The sequence below is a fragment of the Rickettsia africae ESF-5 genome (genome assembly GCF_000023005.1).
Lineage (GTDB): Bacteria > Pseudomonadota > Alphaproteobacteria > Rickettsiales > Rickettsiaceae > Rickettsia > Rickettsia rickettsii.
The window spans coordinates 943,224-960,425 of the sequence record NC_012633.1 but is presented as its reverse complement, the minus strand read 5'-3'; the positions used below and the strand labels follow the sequence as shown (position 1 = coordinate 960,425).

Below are 17,202 nucleotides of genomic sequence, written 5' to 3'. Positions count from 1 at the left end.
TTCTGCGGTGCTCACGTACTAAATGTACGCTCCGCTCCTTGACTTATAGACTCCTTGCTCTTTTCCAAATAAAACTTCGTCTACTTACTGGTCACTTATTCAGAGTATCATATGAGAAAATTATTATTAATCATTACCGTTTTTTTTACTTTTAATGTAGCACAAGCATCATTACCGAATATAGTAGCATCCGTAAATGATGAACCTATTACTCTTAATGAGTTCCGTGCTAGAAAAAAAATGATTATGGCACTAAATAATGTTGAAAGTCTAACGCCTGCTCAAGATAAGCAGCTAAGTGACTTAGCACTTAAGAGCTTAATTGACGAATCTTTGCTTTTTCAATATGCAGGAGATAGAGAAATTCCGCAAGAAGAGATAGAGAACGCTATTAAGTCTATTGAAGATCGTAATAAAATGCCTCACGGTGCTCTTCTTCAGTATCTAAAAAGCAGATCGGTTAATCCTGATAGTTTTATTTCCCAAATTAAATCCGAGTTGATTAAAATGAATATTTTATCAAGTCTATCAAGATCGGTACAAGTAAGTAATAAAGAAATAGATGTTGCAATTTTATCTAGCGATCAAAAAGATGTAGAAATTTCAATGCAAGTATTTACATCTAAAGATGGTGGCAATAAAGCGTTTACGCAGATGAATAATTTGAAAAATCGACTAAAAAAATGTGCGGATGTTAAAAAATCGCTTTATGATAATTTTGCTACTATGCAAATTATTACCGATAAACTTAGCAAGATAGAAGGTGTAAAACAAACTATTGTAAAGGACTTAACTCCTGATAAAGCAAGTAATGTTTTTGAAGTAAATAACAAATTTGAAATAACATTAGTGTGCAGCAAAAAAATATTAAATGTTAATGAAGATGAAAATAATTATGTAGTAAATTTCCTAACCAATAAAAAGATTTCGCAAAAAGCACAAAAAATGTTTGAAAATATGCGTAAGAAAGCAGTTATAAAAATAATGCTGCCGTCTTAGTGTGTGTTATTCTATGTCATTCCCGCGTAGGCGGGAATCCAGACAAATAACCTTGATTATTAATACAGAATTATATTTGATAAAAACAAACATATAAAAACAAGTTTTTATATGTTTTACTGGATTCCCGCTTTCACGGGAATGATATACCCTATGCTCCCTTCAATTGCAAAACACGCAGCTTTACATCAAGTTAATCCTCTTAAAAAGCACGGACAAAATTTTATTTTTGACAGTAGTCTATGTGATAAAATCGTACGTGCAAGTAACCTGGCAGAAAATAGCCGCGTATTAGAAATAGGGCCCGGCACAGGAGGGTTAACTAGGGCAATATTGCAGAAAAATCCTGAATCCTTAACTGTTATAGAAACAGATGAGAGATGCCTCCCGCTCCTTAATGAGATTAAAGAATATTATCCTAATCTAAATATTATTAAACAAGATGCTCTTAAAATAAATTTAACCGATTTAAGCTGTGATATAGTCAATTCAGTTGGATTTGCATACAAGAAGCGAGAAGCGAAGCCTATAACTAATAGGAGAGCGAACGATATAGGCGAGTCTAAATCAATTGACTATAAAGTAACTATAATCTCTAATTTACCGTACCATATAGGTACTGAGTTAGTGATTAGATGGCTGAAAGAAGCACAGCTAATTACTAGTATGACGCTAATGTTACAAAAGGAAGTAGTAGAACGTATTTGTGCTATACCCTCAACTAAAGCATATGGCAGGTTATCGGTAATATGTCAGTTAATAGTTAAAGTGGAAAAGTGCTTTGACGTAGCGCCAACTGCTTTCTATCCACCTCCTAAAGTATATTCTGCGATAGTTAAACTAATACCTTTAGAAAATTCGCCGTCTATTGCTCTGATAAATAAAGTTGAGCAAATAACAAAGCTGGCTTTTGCAGGACGACGGAAAATGATCAAATCATCACTGAAAAATCTTGTACCTAATATACATGAAGTATTAACTCAGTTGAAAATCAATGATAATTATCGCGCTGAAAATCTTGCCCCTCAAGATTATTTGAGAATTGCTGAAATATTATAGCTTGCATCATTCAGCTTTATCTAACTTTTTTGCTTCTGCTTCTTGCTGTAGTTTATATTCTGCTGTTTTTTCGTCTATATAGTTAAAAAAGAAATAACAGAAAGTTAAAAAACTAGTCAAAACTATGCATTTTGAACTTTTAATTTCTTTTCTTCCTTTTCATCAATATAAGACTCAGAGGTTAAAATTTCTTCTTTATATTTTAACTCTTTAAAATTAGCTTATATATTAATGATAGAGTTTAATTATCATGTGAGAGAAGTAATTTATAGGGGGGAATAAGTTAATAATTATATATTTAATAAATCTATCTTACTCAAAAATACGGCTTTTTCTATTTACTAGGTAAATACAATTTAGTTCTTGAGTCTTATAATAAAGCAATTGAACTTGATCCTACAAATTCTAAAGCACAATATAATAAACAACATTTATTAAAGCGTATGTGTTATTAAGTAAAAAACGCTGCAAAGCTTTTACTTATTGCCTTTTCAATCTATTCTGTTTGCTAGATTTCTTTAGTCTAAAATAAGCGAAGCAGTGATGCTATTCGTCTATTGTAATTTGCTTGATTCCGACAATTGTCTTATACAAATGTTCAGCTAAAGTAAACATATTAAATAGCATTGGCTTGGTGGTTAGTGTTTTGTGGCAATCTCTAAATCAGTTTCACTCATAATATCTAGTTGCGATGTGAATTAATACATTAGGGTCACAGCTACGCATTAATTTCGGTTATCGCTACAGGTTTCCTTGATATCAAAAACCTCAAGTGCCTATAAGATATTTAAAAGTTCCAGCGTGAGCGAAAAAAGACGTTTAGTAAATTTAATATTTGGGAACTTAATATTGAAACCTGAAAAGCTTGATTTTATGCTACGTTCGCTGTTTGATACATTGGTGAATTTGCCTAAAAATGGCGAATGGTACCCGCGGCCGGACTTGAACCGGCAAGAGCTTACGCTCCACGGATTTTAAGTCCGTTATGTCTACCATTCCATCACGCGGGCAGCTGTGGATATTAAGGTTGCATTTGCTAAGTGGACAGATTAATAAAAAAAATACGAAAAAGCAAGTACTTTTATCGTTAATATATTAGTCTGATATGAAAAAGTTATTAAACACATTTAAAATCGTTAGTTTACTCATTAATTTATTAGATAATTAACTTAAATAGTGACAAAATAGTAATAATATGATAGATTAGTTTCAGGAAGTAATACTTTCTCTTGCATGTTATTGACATGTTTATTGACAAATGCCGCAAGGTAAGGTAGTTTTGCATAATGAATTTTTATCGGCTCTTATATTTAAGTAAGGCTTAAAGTAAAATTTAAGTTTTAGTTATTATAAGCGTGTGTTAAGTTCAAATAAGTAATTTCTATCTAATAAAGGTTTTTATGGCTACAAATATAGTAGGTAAAGTTAAGTGGTATAATTCTACAAAGAATTTTGGATTTATTGAACAGGACAATGGCGGCAAAGATGTGTTTGTACACAAATCAGCCGTAGACGCAGCAGGTTTACATAGCCTTGAAGAAGGACAAGATGTAATTTTTGATCTTGAAGAAAAGCAAGGAAAAGCCTATGCTGTTAACCTCAGAATTAAATAAATTTATAATACCAAAAGCAGCTATCCAAAATTGTTTATAGTTTAGGGTAGCCTAGTCATCTTTATCAAAATAGTAAATATTTTGTTTTTGTCTTATAATAACCTATATAATTTTAAGTATAATAAATTATTTTTACTAAAGGGCATGAAAATGCCCTAAATCTAATAGTATTATTCTGGCTTGAATAAGATTCTAAAATAGTTTCATTATTCATTATCGTTTTATATATTTAGTGGGTGTTTTGTAATCTAGCTTAAGCATATTTTTTGATTCAGGATAATTATATAAGTCGTTATTTTAATTTACTATAACTTATTTTTTATACAATAGACCTCTTGCATAACTTATCTTATAAAGGGAATAAGAACTTCTACTCTATGCAGCGTACATAGTTAAGTATGTAAGGATGAGAGAGCAGTGTCGATGTCTCATATATCTTTAAGAAATGAGTTATGTTAAGAGGTCTAATCAATAATGTGCATATTTTGATTTAAAACTATATTGGATTATATAATGAAAAATTTTAATTTATCTGAAGAATTAATTATTGCTCTCGAGACAATGAATATAACTGAGCCGACTGAAATACAAAAGCAATCGATTCCGGTTGCAATGGCGGGATCGGACATACTCGCTTCTAGCCAAACAGGTTCAGGCAAAACTCTTGCTTATTTATTGCCGTTAATTGATTCATTTATTAAAAATAAAACTACTGCTTTAATTCTTGTTCCGACTAGAGAATTAGCAACGCAAATACACAGTACTTTAAATAAAGTAACTACATCCTATAAAATTAATAGTGCAGTTTTGATAGGCGGTGAACCGATGCCTAAACAATTTATGCAATTAAAAAAGAATCCAAAAGTGATTATCGGTACGCCGGGGCGTATTATTGATCACTTAAATAGGGGAAGTCTAAAAATTGATCGTATAGGCATAACCGTACTTGACGAAATGGATAGAATGCTTGATATGGGGATGAAAGAACAATTAGAAGAAATCAATAAATTTTTACCGGACAAAAGACAAGTTTTAATGTTTTCCGCTACTATGCCAAAACATATTATTGCTGTTTCTCAAAAATATCTAAACAATCCGGTACGTATTACGGTAGGTGCTACTAATAAAGCAGCTGCAGAAATAAAACAGGAATCAATGCATGTTTCTGATAAAGAAAAATTTAGTGCATTAACTAAACAACTTGGTAATAGGGAAGGATCGGTCATTATTTTTGTGAAGACTAAACGTTCTGCCGACCAATTAGCTAAAATGTTGAAATATGAAAATCATACAGCAGAAGCTATACACGGTGATTTAAGTCAGCGTCAACGTGAAAGAGTAATTTTATCATTTCGTAAGTCAAACCATAGAATAATGGTAGCAACTGATGTAGCGGCTCGTGGGCTTGATATTCCTCATACACAGCATGTTATTAATTATGATTTACCTATGTGTCCTGAAGATTATTTACATAGGATAGGTAGAACGGGTAGAGCAGGGGCTACCGGACATGCGTTGTCTTTTATTTCTCCTGATGATGTTATTAGATGGCGTGCAATCGATCGTTTAGTAAATAAAGGAGAATCTACGCCACGTAGTGAGTTTAGAAGTGATAAAAATAATCGTAAAAGATCATTCGGTAAAAGAGCCGGCGGTGACGGTAAAAAGTTTAATGCTTTTGATAGTAGCCGTAAAAGCACCTTTGATGGTAACAGCTACGGTAATAAAAGAAAGAAAGTATCGTAGTTTAGATTTACGTCATTTATATCATTGCGAGGAAATTACGTAAGTAATTGACGAAGCAATCTCAAGAGTTTATTATTCTTTCATGAGATTGTCACGTAGCCTTATGGCTGCTCGCAATGACGATTAGATATACATGCGGGCGATGATGCCTTTGCAGGAATGACAACCGTATATTTTAAAGGAGGATAAATTCATAAGTTTAAATTTTTCACGATTTCAATATATATCTAATATTTTCTTTATATTAATAATTTCTTTTCCTGGAGGTTTAATTTATTTACTTACCGGTTCAACTCTTTCTTTTTGGCTTCGAGAATGCGGTTTTGATAAAATCACTATCGGGCTTTTTAGTTTAGTGAATTTTATTCATATATTTAAATTTTTATGGGGTCCTTTGCTTGAAAAAGTAAGTTTTGCTCCTTTAAGTAATCGGGGATATAAATATTGTTTAATTATTACTTTGGTTAGTTGTATTTTTTGTGTATATGTTCTAACAAATTTTAACCCTAACACTCATTTTATACCATTTGCTTTATGCTTAGTAGCTGTGGCATTTTTTTCTTCCATTTATGATATGTTACTTCAATCATCACAGATGTTACTGATTACAAATAAAAATTGGGGCATAAGTGAGGCAGCTTGTACTACAGGCTTTAGAATAGGTATACTTATAGCAGGTTCAGGAGCGTTATATTTATCTACTATCATATCCTGGCAAGATGTTTATCGTGCTATGGCAATTTTATGTATACCGTCATTACTATTAATTATAATCTATCCGCTTAAATTTAAAGATAAGATAATTATTAATGATTTTGATAGATTTTGGCATGCTTTTTATGATTTTGTCAAGAAACCTAAATGGCTAATAATTGTTAGTGTTATGCTTCTATATCGTCTTCAAGATAATTTTCTGTCAATTATGCCGAATATGTTTTATCTCGATATTGGGTATACGAAGAAAGATTTAGCTCTTGGATATAAAGCTTTCGGTATGTGTGCTACAATCCTTGGAGGTTTTATAGGTGGGTTTTTGTGCCGAAAATATGAATATTCTTATTTGCTTAAAAGAGTATTAATATATCATGCTTTATCTAGCCTATCTTTTTTATTTCTCTATTTTTATAATCGAGATATTACAAGTTTGTATATAGCGGTCTTCTTTCAAGAATTTACCAAGGGCTTAACTATGTCGCCGTTTTTTTCTTACCAATTAAGATGCTGTAGTGCTAAATATTGTATAACCCAAATTGCTTTAATTACTTCTATTGCTTATATTAGTACCATATTGTTTGGTAGTATTTCAGGCTATGCAGCTACTTATTTAGGCTGGACTTATTTCTTTATTGTAGCAGGATTTTGTTTTATACCGGCTTATATATTAATTAGATATTTGCCGCCTTATGGTATTTCTAGCTAAAGCGGGAATCTAGCAAAATATTTATAATTGTCATTGTGAGGAGGCGTTGTTGTGTGGATCAATTTCACCTCTGTCATCCCGTGGTTTGACACCGAGTGCTTTATCGGTCCCTGCAACAATGCCTTGCGAGGAGCGTAGCGACGTGGCAATCTCTCTTAAATTGCATGAGATTGTTTCGTCGGCATAAATGCCTTCTCGCAATGACGTGGATAGGTAGTATTGGATTCCTGCTGCCGCAGGAATGACATACTTTTGAGCGCCATGTAAAAATGCCTAAATACAAATATATTGTAAAAGTAGTACTATCAATTTATAATAATCAACAAATTTATTAGTGTGCTTTAATTATGTTTATTCAAACTGAAGATACTCCCAATCCGGATGCAATAACATTTTTCCCAGGGCAGGAAATAAGTAGTGATCAGCCGGTATTTTTTAGTGAGCTTGCTGAAGTAAAAGGAAGAAGCAAACTTGCAGAATCATTATTTTATATTAATAATGTAAAATCGGTGTTTTTCGGTAGTGATTTTATAACAGTAACTAAACAAGCTGAAGGTAATTGGCAAGTTATAAAGCCTGAAATTTTAATGGTTATTATGGATCATTTTGTTTCAGGCTTTCCTGTATTTGAAGAAAACACCAAAGCAGATAATGTAAATCATAACCTTGATGGGCTTTCGGAAATAGAGAAGCAAATCGTAGAGATTATTGAAACTAGGGTGCGTCCATCTGTTGCACAAGACGGCGGCGACATAATATATAAAGGCTTTGAAAACGGTGTAGTTAAATTAGCACTTCGTGGTGCATGCCTTGGATGTCCTAGTTCCACCATCACCTTAAAAAACGGCATTGAGTCTATGCTTAAACATTTTGTACCGGAAGTGCAAGAAGTTGAAGCTGTAGAGGAAGATTTTGAGTAATTTAGTATGCTAACTGTGTTAGTCTTCGTCATTGCAAGAAGAAACTGCAAGTTTCGACTAAGCAATCTAGTAAAAATTTCTGATTTACAGAATTTTTGATTATTTTTTCTGGTTCTTCCTTTGCAGAATTGATTGTATCATTTTGATGCCAAATAACGTAATGTAGTTCAACATCTTTTGGAGCATATACTACGATAGGTAGTTTGCTATTATAGCTTCAAAATGTTTCATCGCCTAAAAATACACTAACCGTTTGTATGGTTGCTTTTACGTTTGGGCATGCCATCATTGTACTAGCAGGATGATCGTTAACTTGATCGATTATATAATAATTATATCCCCATCCTTCTAAAGTTTTTGTTTCCAGCTTACCACCAAACCAAACACGATTACAATCTTGCATTGCATTTTTTGTTGCTTGCAATTCTACTTTTAGCTTTTCTTCATTGGATTCTGTAGGTAAATGAATTACATAAATACTTTTGATTTTTAAGTGGTGTAGGATAGGGTGCAATATCTTTTAACCGCTTATCGGTATCGGCTAATAAATCAGTATTTAAAAAACATGATAAAATAATATAATTTTATTTGGCATATGATTATTTTTTTAATTAGAATCCATTATCTCGCCTAGAGGAGTTATATAAGAAGCATTTATTTTACCATTGGCTATAATGTCAGTACTAAAGCCTTCACTATAGTCAACATCACCATTTTCGTTTATTTTTGTACTTAAAAATAATATAGAATTTTCAAATTTATTTTCTTTTAATATAGGCTGATTATTTAAACTAAAAACTTTCATGGCAAGCCTTTCATTATTAGGTAATCTAAAATATATTTCTGATCCGTTATTGGATTCAAAAAAATTACATTTATTATAAGCACCTAATAATAATAAATTATTTAATATATTTATAGTAACTTGTTCTTCAAGGTTTATAATCTTAGGAAATAATATGTAATTATTGTGATTATTTTGTATATTTGAAATAAGAATACTTTGAGAGTTATATTGTTGTTTTTCCAAATATATTTTTGCAAAATTATTTTGTTTTAATTCTGTAAAGGTTAGTTCAGCCTTATATTTTTGTTTGTTACTAGAAAAGTTAGGTAGCGTTTCTATTAAATGAAAATCAAGGGAGGTTGCGCTAAATCTTGTATTCAGCATATTATTTTGATTTAATTCGGTAAAATCTAATGCGGCATAGTATGTTGCTCCGTCAATGTCTAAACTATATACAGGCTTATCTTCCAATATCTCTTCAAATAAATCTTCCCATAGCTCGTGTAACTCGTGTAAAAAATTTTGAACATGTTCTTTAGTTTTACAAACATCAATTTGATTTGCAAAGCTTTTTGCTATAAAACACTTTAAATCTTTTTGATCCGATAAAGATAAATCATGAATGTGACATTTAAATGTTTTATCTACATAATTTATTAGTGATGCAGTATCTGCAGGAAAATTTTTAGTTATTTCTAATAATTCTTTTTTTATGCTGTTCTGAAATTATATTCATTTTCTAATCTAATCCCGTTTCTTTCTTAAAAAAGCCGGTATGTCATGAATATCAGACTCTTTATTATCTTGATCTAGAGTACTAACAACAACGTTTTTGCGTTCTAAAGTTTGATTATTTGAAGCACGCAGAGAACCCCATATTTTTCCTAAAAATGATGGTTTGGGTGAGTCATCTTCAGATTTGTTGAAAGTATTGGCATGTAACCCTAGCTCTTTTTCATTTCCGATAAAATTTTGATTTATTGGAGAGTCGGTAATTTCAATATTTTCGGTACTGTAGCTGTTAAAATCAGGCATTTCTTCTATTTGTGTAGGTTGTGCTATAGCTTTATTATAAGTTTCCTCAGGAACTATATTGGTAGTTTCAGCTATTGCGGGTTTATATGTCGGTACTTTATCGGCATCAATACCGGTAGCAACAACTGATACTCTGATCATTCCTTTTAATTCTGGATTAAATGTTGAACCGAAAATAATATTAGCATCAAGGTTGTCTACTTCTTCTCTAATTCTATTAGCAGCGTTGTCAACTTCAAATAAGGTCATGTCGGAACCGCCGGTAATATTGATTAATACACCTCTTGCACCGCACATTGAGCTATGATCTAGCAGTGGATTTGAAATTGCAGATTCTGCCGCTTTAATAGCTCTATCTTCGCCACTAGCTTCACCTGTACCCATCATTGCTTTACCCATTTCACTCATTACTGCTTTAATATCGGCAAAATCAAGATTAATAAGTCCCGGCATAATCATTAAATCCGTTACTCCTCTAACGCCTGCATGTAATACGTCATCTGCCATTTTGAAAGCATCGGCAAACGTCGTTTGTTCATTAGCAATACGGAATAGATTTTGGTTCGGTATTACAATTAAAGTATCAACGAATTGCTGTAATTCAATAAGTCCTTTATCGGCAGTTTTCATACGATGACCGCCTTCAAAATGGAAAGGTTTAGTTACTACCCCAACCGTAAGGATGCCTAGTTCTTTAGCAATGCGTGCAATAACCGGTGCAGAACCGGTACCTGTACCACCGCCCATACCTGCCGTAATAAATACCATATTGCTATTTTCTAGGTAATTACGAATTTCGCTTTCTGATTCTTGAGCAGCAAGGGCTCCAACCTCAGGAGAAGCTCCTGCCCCAAGACCTCTAGTCGTAGAAACACCGAGTTGTATTTTGTTAGTGCATAAAGAATGTTCAAGCGATTGTGCATCAGTATTAGCTACTACAAAATTAGCACCTTGCAGATTAGCACTAATCATATTATTTACTGCATTACTACCTGCACCCCCAACGCCAAAAACTGTAATGGTTGGTTTTAATACTATATTTTCAGGAGCTTTGATATTTAAAACCATGATACTCTTTTATTTTATATAATTAATGTTTAAGTATAATAAAAGATTTAGAAATTTCCATAAACTTTTTATGAAAAATATGGATTATTGTATTATAAAATAGTGGAATGCCGTTATTATGACATGCTTTGATTAATGCTTTATCGTTAGTGGTCATAGGAAGTACTTCATGCATGGCAGTTAATAAATAAGTTGTATCATATGTAGTAAGATTGTTGGCTCTTGCAGTTTAATTTCATGTATGGAAAAATTTAAATTTGATATATTAAGGGGGAGAGAGTTTAAAAAATCTATTATTTTAATAACCTCTACTGATTTTATTCTAGCACGTTTTTCTGCTATTAATATTACATTAGTTACTTCAAGTCTCCAAAGAGGCGGTACTATCACTCTAAACTTATAACAATAATCTAATGTAAAATCTGAATATTTATCACGTTCATCATAAAAGAACCATGAGACAGTTATGGAGCAATCGGCTATAAACGATTTAGAATTCACCATTGTCTACCTTCATCTCTAAGCTCTTTAATTAGTATAAGGAGCTCTAATGTTTTGCCTTTGCGGAATTCTCTTGTTTGCTCTACTATATTATCCATTTTAGGTTTTTGAGTTATACTTTTTGCAACCGGCGTATTATGCTTACAAATGGTAATTTGCTCTCCGTCTTGTACACGTTGTATTAGATCAGAAAAATGAGTTTTTGCTTCGAGTAGGTTAATTTGATTAGATAAATTTTGTTTCACATAGGTAATATAATAATAGACTAATTTAATATTATCCTATTTATAAGATTTTATACAGTAATATTAATAGTTTAAATTAATATCTTTGTATCAAACCTAAGATTGACTAACCATTTTTTCAGGTACTACTATTTTATCAAATTTTGCTTCCGATAGAAGATTGAGTTTTTTAGCTGCTTCTTTTAAAGTGATCCCGTGCTTATGTGCTTCTTTAGCAATTTTTGCAGCATTATCATAGCCTATATGCGGATTAAGAGCTGTAACAAGCATTAGAGATTTATCACGTAAATCATTAATGCGTGCTATATTGGGTTCTAATCCTTTAACACAGTGAGTAACAAAGCTATTTACGCTATCGGATAACAGCTCTATAGATTGTAGGATATTGTATATTATTACGGGTTTAAATACGTTAAGTTCAAGATGTCCGTTTGAGCCGGCAATAGTAACCGTAACATGATTCCCCATCACCTGACTGCACACCATTGTTAAAGCTTCGACTTGTGTAGGGTTTACTTTACCGGGCATAATAGAAGAACCAGGTTCATTTTCAGGTAAATGTAGCTCACCAAGACCGCATCTTGGACCGGAGCCGAGCAGTCTTATATCATTTGCTATTTTCATTAAGCTAACTGCTATAGTATTAAGAGTTCCTGAAAATTCTACTAGTGCGTCGTGAGCAGCTAGACTTTCAAATTTATTAGGAGCCGTCTTAAAGGGTTGTTTAGTAAACTCTGCCACTTTCTCGGCAAATTTTATATCAAAGCCTATTTTTGAGTTAATACCTGTACCGACTGCTGTGCCTCCTTGGGCCAGTAGATAAACTTTTTGTAGTGCATTTTCTATGCGTTCTAAAGCATACTCTATTTGTGTAATATATCCGGAGAATTCCTGTTTAAGAGTTAAAGGAGTTGCATCCTGCAAGTGGGTACGTCCTATTTTTATGATTTTGTCCCAATCTTTTGACTTATCCTGCAAAGAGGTCAGTATATTATTCAAAGCTGGTATCAGTTGCTGTTTAGTTGCAAGTACGGTTGCTATATGCATAGCGGTTGGAAAAGAGTCGTTGGATGATTGTCCTTTATTAACATGATCGTTAGGATGTACCGGAGATTTGCCGCCTTTCTTGCCTGTTAATTCTTCGTTGGCAATAGAGGCAATAACCTCGTTCATATTCATGTTTGTTTGCGTTCCTGAACCTGTTTGCCAAACTACTAAAGGAAAATTATCCTCAAATTCGCCTTCTAAGATTCTATCCGTGGCTTTATCTATACTTATAGCGATTTTAGCTTCTAAATCACCAAACTCATGATTAACCTGTGCTGCACATTTTTTTAAAATAGCAAGAGCACGAATTAAAATTTCAGGCATTTTTTGCTTGCCTATTTTAAAATTTTCTAAAGATCTTTGAGTTTGAGCCCCCCAATAAAATTTTTCTTCTATTTGAATTTCTCCAAAAGAATCACTTTCGGTTCTGTAATTTTTCATAAATTGTTAAATGTTATATAATTATCTATTTTTTTCATAAAATGATCACTTACTGCATTCAAGTCTAATTGCTGGGCTAATTTAGCAAAGCTATAATATAATTTGTCTGTTAAAGAAGCTTTTTTTAGATTCTTAGCAATAAATATTAATGTACTTTCTATCATAAGATTACGATTAAAACTATAAAATTTTTGCCAATGTTCGTTATATTTAGGTTCGGAAGATGTTATATAATCGGAATATATAGGTTTAGTAATTACTGTTTTACCTTGATATATATCAAATATAATATCATTAATTAATCTTTCATTCTTGAGGTTATTGATCACTTTATCAAAAAAATTGTTTAATATAGCTGTTGTTATCTCTTTTTCTGTAAGTGCATTTATAAATATGTCTAATTGTTTTTCAAAACTCTCGATAATTTGTTCATTTGGTTCCCTTTTCATTACTTTTCTCTCAAATTAATAAGTTTATGACTTTAATTTTAGTAGACTAAATATTTATATCGAAGTAAATAAAAAACAATATTTGATTTATTAAAAATATTATTTATGTAATGAATGAAAAATTATAGAAGCGGCATTTGATACATTAAGACTTTCTACTCTCTGAGAAATAGGGATTTTGGCTAAATAATCACATGTTTCTGCAACTAATTTTCGTATACCTTTATCTTCTGAGCCAAATACCAATACTATTTTGTCGGAAATTAATTTATCGGTAAAGTAGTCATTTGCAGAACCTGTTAGACCTATAATCCAAAAGCCGTGTTTTTTAAGATAATTCATACATGAGCGTAAGTTAATAACTTTAATTATAGGTATTAATTCTAAAGTACCGCAAGCCGCTTTAGCAATGCTGCCGCTTTCATTTGGAGAATTATCTTGAGGTAATATTATAGCATTTATATCAAAAGCAGCGGCACTACGAATAATTGCGCCAATATTTTGTGTGTCTGTTATTTGATCAAGAATCGCAATTTTACATTTTGGATTTGTTATATCTATGTCCTCTAAATTGTAAGAAAAAATTGGTCTAATTTTTGCAGCTATTCCTTGATGTGTTTGGTTTTCCAGTAATTTAGATAAAATATCGTTATTAACAATTTCATAAGCTCTAGTACCTATTAATTTTTTATTTGTCTCAAAAATTTCCCTAGTGCATAAAATATTGTCAATTTGACGTTTTGGATTATTTAGAGCAGAAAATACAGGATGTTTCCCATACATATAATAACAATGTTTAGAATCAAGTTTTTTATTTTGCATCTTATTGAAAACCGTCAGTAATTTGTTCTTGACAGAAACTACTATTTATTATAGAAAGTTACAACTAAATAAATGTGCAAGCTGCTATTTGTTTATTTGATGATTCGGCAAGAAGTTTTATAAGTCCTAATACTAATTATATATTGTATTTTACAGTGAATTAGTCTATTTAATACAGTAAAGTTCTTTAGGAGGGGTGGCCGAGTGGTCAATGGCAGCAGACTGTAAATCTGCCCGCGTAAGCGTTCGAAGGTTCGAATCCTTCTCCCTCCACCACTTAAATGGTTCAGGGAAGCATATCATTTTATTTAAAAATAAAACATAATTGTGTATATTTATAAATCTGAATAAAATTGATATAGCACTGTTAACAAAATAACTTTGAAATTAGTTTATTAATAGTGCCACAATGCGGGTGTAGCTCAATGGTAGAGTTCCAGCCTTCCAAGCTGGCTGTGTGGGTTCGATTCCCATCACCCGCTCCAGAGATAGTGGTAACAAATAAAATTTAGCAAAAAAATGCACTTATAAAAAAATAACTTGTATTAAACCTAAAAAATTGTAGAGAGTAATAATATGGCAAAAGCAAAATTTGAACGAACTAAACCGCACGTTAATATAGGTACGATCGGTCACGTAGATCACGGTAAAACTTCCTTAACGGCAGCAATAACTATAGTACTTGCTAAGACAGGTGGAGCACAAGCTACAGCGTATGATCAAATTGATGCTGCTCCTGAAGAAAAAGAAAGAGGTATAACTATTTCTACTGCACACGTAGAATATGAGACTAAAAATAGACACTATGCACACGTAGATTGTCCGGGACACGCTGACTATGTAAAGAACATGATAACCGGTGCCGCTCAGATGGACGGTGCAATATTAGTAGTTTCTGCTGCTGATGGTCCTATGCCGCAAACTAGAGAGCATATATTACTAGCAAAACAGGTAGGTGTGCCTGCTATGGTAGTATTCTTAAATAAAATAGATATGGTGGATGATCCTGATCTATTAGAACTAGTAGAGATGGAAGTAAGGGAATTATTATCAAAATATGGTTTCCCGGGTGATGAAATACCTATTATTAAAGGTTCTGCACTTCAAGCTTTAGAAGGAAAGCCTGAAGGTGAAAAAGCTATTAATGAGCTAATGGATGCAGTAGATAGCTATATACCGCAGCCTGTAAGAGCTACGGATAAACCTTTCTTAATGCCAATAGAAGATGTATTCTCTATTTCAGGAAGAGGTACTGTTGTAACTGGTAGAGTAGAGTCAGGAATAATTAAGGTAGGTGAGGAAATTGAAATAGTCGGTCTAAAAGATACGCAAAAAACTACCTGTACCGGTGTAGAAATGTTCAGGAAATTACTTGATGAAGGACAAGCTGGAGATAATGTTGGCATATTACTACGCGGTACAAAAAGAGAAGAAGTTGAAAGAGGACAAGTTCTCGCAAAACCTGGTAGCATAAAACCGCATGATAAGTTTGAAGCTGAAGTATATGTGCTTAGTAAAGAAGAAGGTGGACGTCATACCCCATTTACTAATGACTATCGTCCGCAGTTCTATTTTAGAACAACAGATGTTACCGGTACAATAAAATTGCCTGCTGATAAGCAGATGGTTATGCCTGGAGATAATGCTACTTTTACAGTGGAATTAATTAAACCGATTGCGATGCAGGAAGGGTTGAAATTCTCTATACGTGAAGGTGGTAGAACAGTGGGTGCCGGCGTAGTAACTAAAATAAATAATTAATTGATTTTATAAATACCTATTATTTTTTAATAATAGGTATTTATATTTTAAGATGTAATAGACATTTTTCCGAACTGGCTTATAGAGAAGAATTTGAAGGAGGTACGGCATGCAGAACCGCAGCGTATATAACGGACGTGAGGATTCGAGTGCCGGATCGACGTACAAATTACCTCTAGAAGTGCAGTTTGGAAAGATGTCTAAAAAAATATCTTGCTGTTTAAAATATTAGGTTTACTGAATGAAAAATAAAATCAAAATTCGTTTAAAATCATTTGATCACCGTAGTCTTGATCAAGCTACAAAAGAGATAGTTAGTGCTGTTAAAAGAACGTTTGCTAACATTAATGGCCCTATTCCTTTACCTAAAAAAATTGAAAGATTTACCGTAAATAGGTCTCCTCATGTACATAAGAAGTCAAGAGAGCAATTTGAAATTAGAAAGCATAAAAGATTATTAGTTATAGGTGATCCGAATCCGGCGGTTGTCGATGCTTTAAGTAAAGTTGATTTAGCAGCAGGTGTTGATGTAGTGATTGAATTAGAGAGTGGGGAATAAATGAGAACCGGTATAATTGCTCAAAAAATTGGGATGACTAGTGTTTTTAATGATAAAGGTGAAAGAATTTCTTTAACATTAGTAAAAGTTGATGATTGTCAAGTAGTAGGACATAAAACTCTAGAAAAACATGGATATAATGCTTTGGTTGTAGGTGTAAAAGATAAAAAAATATCTAGAGTAACCAAACCTATGAGACAAGTTTTTGCTAATGCTAAAATATCTCCTAAAACTAAATTAAAAGAATTTAGAATTTCTGAAGAGAATTTTATTGATATAGCAGCAAGTCTAGAAGTAGACCATTTTACGGCAGGACAATTTGTGGATATAACGGCAACTACTATAGGTAAAGGATTTGCCGGTAGTATGAAAAGACATAATTTTAGAGGTCTTGAAGCTTCTCACGGTGTTTCGATATCCCATCGTTCGCATGGTTCTACAGGACAAAGACAAGATCCAGGAAAGGTTTTCAAAGGCAAAAAAATGGCCGGTCATATGGGATGTAACCAAGTTACTATTCAAAATTTGAAAATATTTGCCGTTGATAAAGAGCGTAAGCTTATTATGATTCAGGGTAGTATACCCGGTCACAAAAATTCGTATCTTTCAGTAAAAGATGCAATAAAAAAGATTTCAATAACTGTATAATAGATATTTAGACATGTTTGTTGAGGTTAAAGATTATGACGTTAACAAAACGCCATGCAATATTATTTATATAAAAGTTTTA

The 17,202-nt window shown here is 32.5% G+C and carries 18 protein-coding genes, 3 tRNA genes and 2 pseudogenes; 13 read left to right on the top strand and 10 right to left on the bottom strand.

The annotated features are described in order from the left end of the window. Nucleotides 1-111: 111 nt before the first annotated feature. The 3 genes from RAF_RS05230 to RAF_RS08855 all read left to right on the top strand — a co-directional run bounded on the left by RAF_RS05230 (nucleotide 112) and on the right by RAF_RS08855 (nucleotide 2,513). Nucleotides 112-999: a SurA N-terminal domain-containing protein gene (locus RAF_RS05230; RefSeq protein ID WP_012719931.1), complete on the top strand. Its 888-nt coding sequence runs from the start codon at nucleotides 112-114 to the stop codon at nucleotides 997-999. Between the two features lie 153 nt (nucleotides 1,000-1,152). Continuing rightward, nucleotides 1,153-2,058: a 16S rRNA (adenine(1518)-N(6)/adenine(1519)-N(6))-dimethyltransferase RsmA gene (gene rsmA, locus RAF_RS05225; protein WP_012719930.1), complete on the top strand. Its 906-nt coding sequence runs from the start codon at nucleotides 1,153-1,155 to the stop codon at nucleotides 2,056-2,058. A 305-nt stretch (nucleotides 2,059-2,363) separates the two neighbouring features. After that, entirely contained in the window at nucleotides 2,364-2,513 is a 150-nt protein-coding gene (locus tag RAF_RS08855) for a tetratricopeptide repeat protein (RefSeq protein WP_146610389.1), read from the top strand. A gap of 469 nt (nucleotides 2,514-2,982) precedes the next feature. Here RAF_RS08855 and RAF_RS05220 read toward each other — a convergent pair. Further along, nucleotides 2,983-3,068, bottom strand: a tRNA-Leu gene (locus RAF_RS05220). A 390-nt stretch (nucleotides 3,069-3,458) separates the two neighbouring features. On the opposite strand from RAF_RS05220, the gene RAF_RS05215 reads away from it, so the two are divergent. From RAF_RS05215 to RAF_RS05200, 4 genes are all read left to right on the top strand, one after another. Next, entirely contained in the window at nucleotides 3,459-3,671 is a 213-nt protein-coding gene (locus RAF_RS05215; RefSeq protein ID WP_004997759.1) for a cold-shock protein, read from the top strand. Nucleotides 3,672-4,184: 513 nt separating this feature from the next. Further along, the gene (locus RAF_RS05210; protein ID WP_012719928.1) at nucleotides 4,185-5,417 is read left to right on the top strand and encodes a DEAD/DEAH box helicase; all 1,233 of its coding nucleotides are present in this window, start codon (nucleotides 4,185-4,187) and stop codon (nucleotides 5,415-5,417) included. 193 nt (nucleotides 5,418-5,610) lie between these two features. Next, nucleotides 5,611-6,837, top strand: a complete 1,227-nt coding sequence (locus RAF_RS05205) for an MFS transporter (RefSeq protein WP_083762116.1) — start codon at nucleotides 5,611-5,613, stop codon at nucleotides 6,835-6,837. Between the two features lie 347 nt (nucleotides 6,838-7,184). Then, nucleotides 7,185-7,757 carry a NifU family protein gene (locus RAF_RS05200; protein WP_004997765.1) on the top strand — a complete coding sequence of 191 codons (573 nt, stop codon included), beginning with the start codon at nucleotides 7,185-7,187 and terminating at the stop codon, nucleotides 7,755-7,757. Between the two features lie 28 nt (nucleotides 7,758-7,785). Here RAF_RS05200 and eco read toward each other — a convergent pair. The 9 genes and pseudogenes from eco to rlmB all read right to left on the bottom strand — a co-directional run bounded on the left by eco (nucleotide 7,786) and on the right by rlmB (nucleotide 14,152). Then, nucleotides 7,786-8,271, bottom strand: a pseudogene (eco, locus tag RAF_RS08850) (serine protease inhibitor ecotin). A gap of 93 nt (nucleotides 8,272-8,364) precedes the next feature. Then, a complete protein-coding gene (locus RAF_RS10035; protein ID WP_410524343.1) occupies nucleotides 8,365-8,928 on the bottom strand; it encodes a hypothetical protein in 564 nt (187 codons plus the stop codon). A gap of 360 nt (nucleotides 8,929-9,288) precedes the next feature. Further along, nucleotides 9,289-10,647 carry a cell division protein FtsZ gene (gene ftsZ, locus RAF_RS05185; RefSeq protein ID WP_010977596.1) on the bottom strand — a complete coding sequence of 453 codons (1,359 nt, stop codon included), beginning with the start codon at nucleotides 10,645-10,647 and terminating at the stop codon, nucleotides 9,289-9,291. Between the two features lie 22 nt (nucleotides 10,648-10,669). Further along, nucleotides 10,670-10,822: a hypothetical protein gene (locus RAF_RS10030; protein ID WP_234943878.1), complete on the bottom strand. Its 153-nt coding sequence runs from the start codon at nucleotides 10,820-10,822 to the stop codon at nucleotides 10,670-10,672. A gap of 5 nt (nucleotides 10,823-10,827) precedes the next feature. Continuing rightward, entirely contained in the window at nucleotides 10,828-11,151 is a 324-nt protein-coding gene (locus RAF_RS05180; protein ID WP_012719924.1) for a type II toxin-antitoxin system VapC family toxin, read from the bottom strand. Continuing rightward, nucleotides 11,145-11,393, bottom strand: coding sequence for a type II toxin-antitoxin system Phd/YefM family antitoxin (locus RAF_RS05175; protein ID WP_012719923.1), 249 nt, complete (start codon nucleotides 11,391-11,393; stop codon nucleotides 11,145-11,147). Before RAF_RS05175 ends, RAF_RS05180 begins: the two co-directional genes overlap by 7 nt. A gap of 96 nt (nucleotides 11,394-11,489) precedes the next feature. Beyond that, nucleotides 11,490-12,881, bottom strand: a complete 1,392-nt coding sequence (gene fumC, locus RAF_RS05170) for a class II fumarate hydratase (RefSeq protein ID WP_010977593.1) — start codon at nucleotides 12,879-12,881, stop codon at nucleotides 11,490-11,492. Continuing rightward, a complete protein-coding gene (locus RAF_RS05165) occupies nucleotides 12,878-13,330 on the bottom strand; it encodes a hypothetical protein (RefSeq protein ID WP_012719922.1) in 453 nt (150 codons plus the stop codon). Before RAF_RS05165 ends, fumC begins: the two co-directional genes overlap by 4 nt. Before the next feature lie 99 nt (nucleotides 13,331-13,429). Then, nucleotides 13,430-14,152: a 23S rRNA (guanosine(2251)-2'-O)-methyltransferase RlmB gene (gene rlmB / locus RAF_RS05160; RefSeq protein WP_012719921.1), complete on the bottom strand. Its 723-nt coding sequence runs from the start codon at nucleotides 14,150-14,152 to the stop codon at nucleotides 13,430-13,432. 190 nt (nucleotides 14,153-14,342) lie between these two features. Here rlmB and RAF_RS05155 point away from each other — a divergent pair. The 6 genes and pseudogenes from RAF_RS05155 to rplC all read left to right on the top strand — a co-directional run bounded on the left by RAF_RS05155 (nucleotide 14,343) and on the right by rplC (nucleotide 17,120). Next, nucleotides 14,343-14,428 (top strand) — tRNA-Tyr (locus RAF_RS05155). A gap of 135 nt (nucleotides 14,429-14,563) precedes the next feature. Further along, a tRNA-Gly gene (locus RAF_RS05150) sits at nucleotides 14,564-14,637 on the top strand. A 91-nt stretch (nucleotides 14,638-14,728) separates the two neighbouring features. Continuing rightward, a complete protein-coding gene (tuf, locus tag RAF_RS05145; protein ID WP_004997779.1) occupies nucleotides 14,729-15,913 on the top strand; it encodes an elongation factor Tu in 1,185 nt (394 codons plus the stop codon). 44 nt (nucleotides 15,914-15,957) lie between these two features. Next, nucleotides 15,958-16,136: pseudogene (locus RAF_RS08140) on the top strand (palindromic element RPE1 domain-containing protein); the annotation flags it as partial. A gap of 18 nt (nucleotides 16,137-16,154) precedes the next feature. After that, nucleotides 16,155-16,472: a 30S ribosomal protein S10 gene (gene rpsJ, locus RAF_RS05140; protein ID WP_004997781.1), complete on the top strand. Its 318-nt coding sequence runs from the start codon at nucleotides 16,155-16,157 to the stop codon at nucleotides 16,470-16,472. Continuing rightward, nucleotides 16,473-17,120 carry a 50S ribosomal protein L3 gene (gene rplC / locus RAF_RS05135; RefSeq protein WP_012719920.1) on the top strand — a complete coding sequence of 216 codons (648 nt, stop codon included), beginning with the start codon at nucleotides 16,473-16,475 and terminating at the stop codon, nucleotides 17,118-17,120. It abuts the gene before it with no gap. The last annotated feature ends 82 nt before the right edge of the window (nucleotides 17,121-17,202 follow it).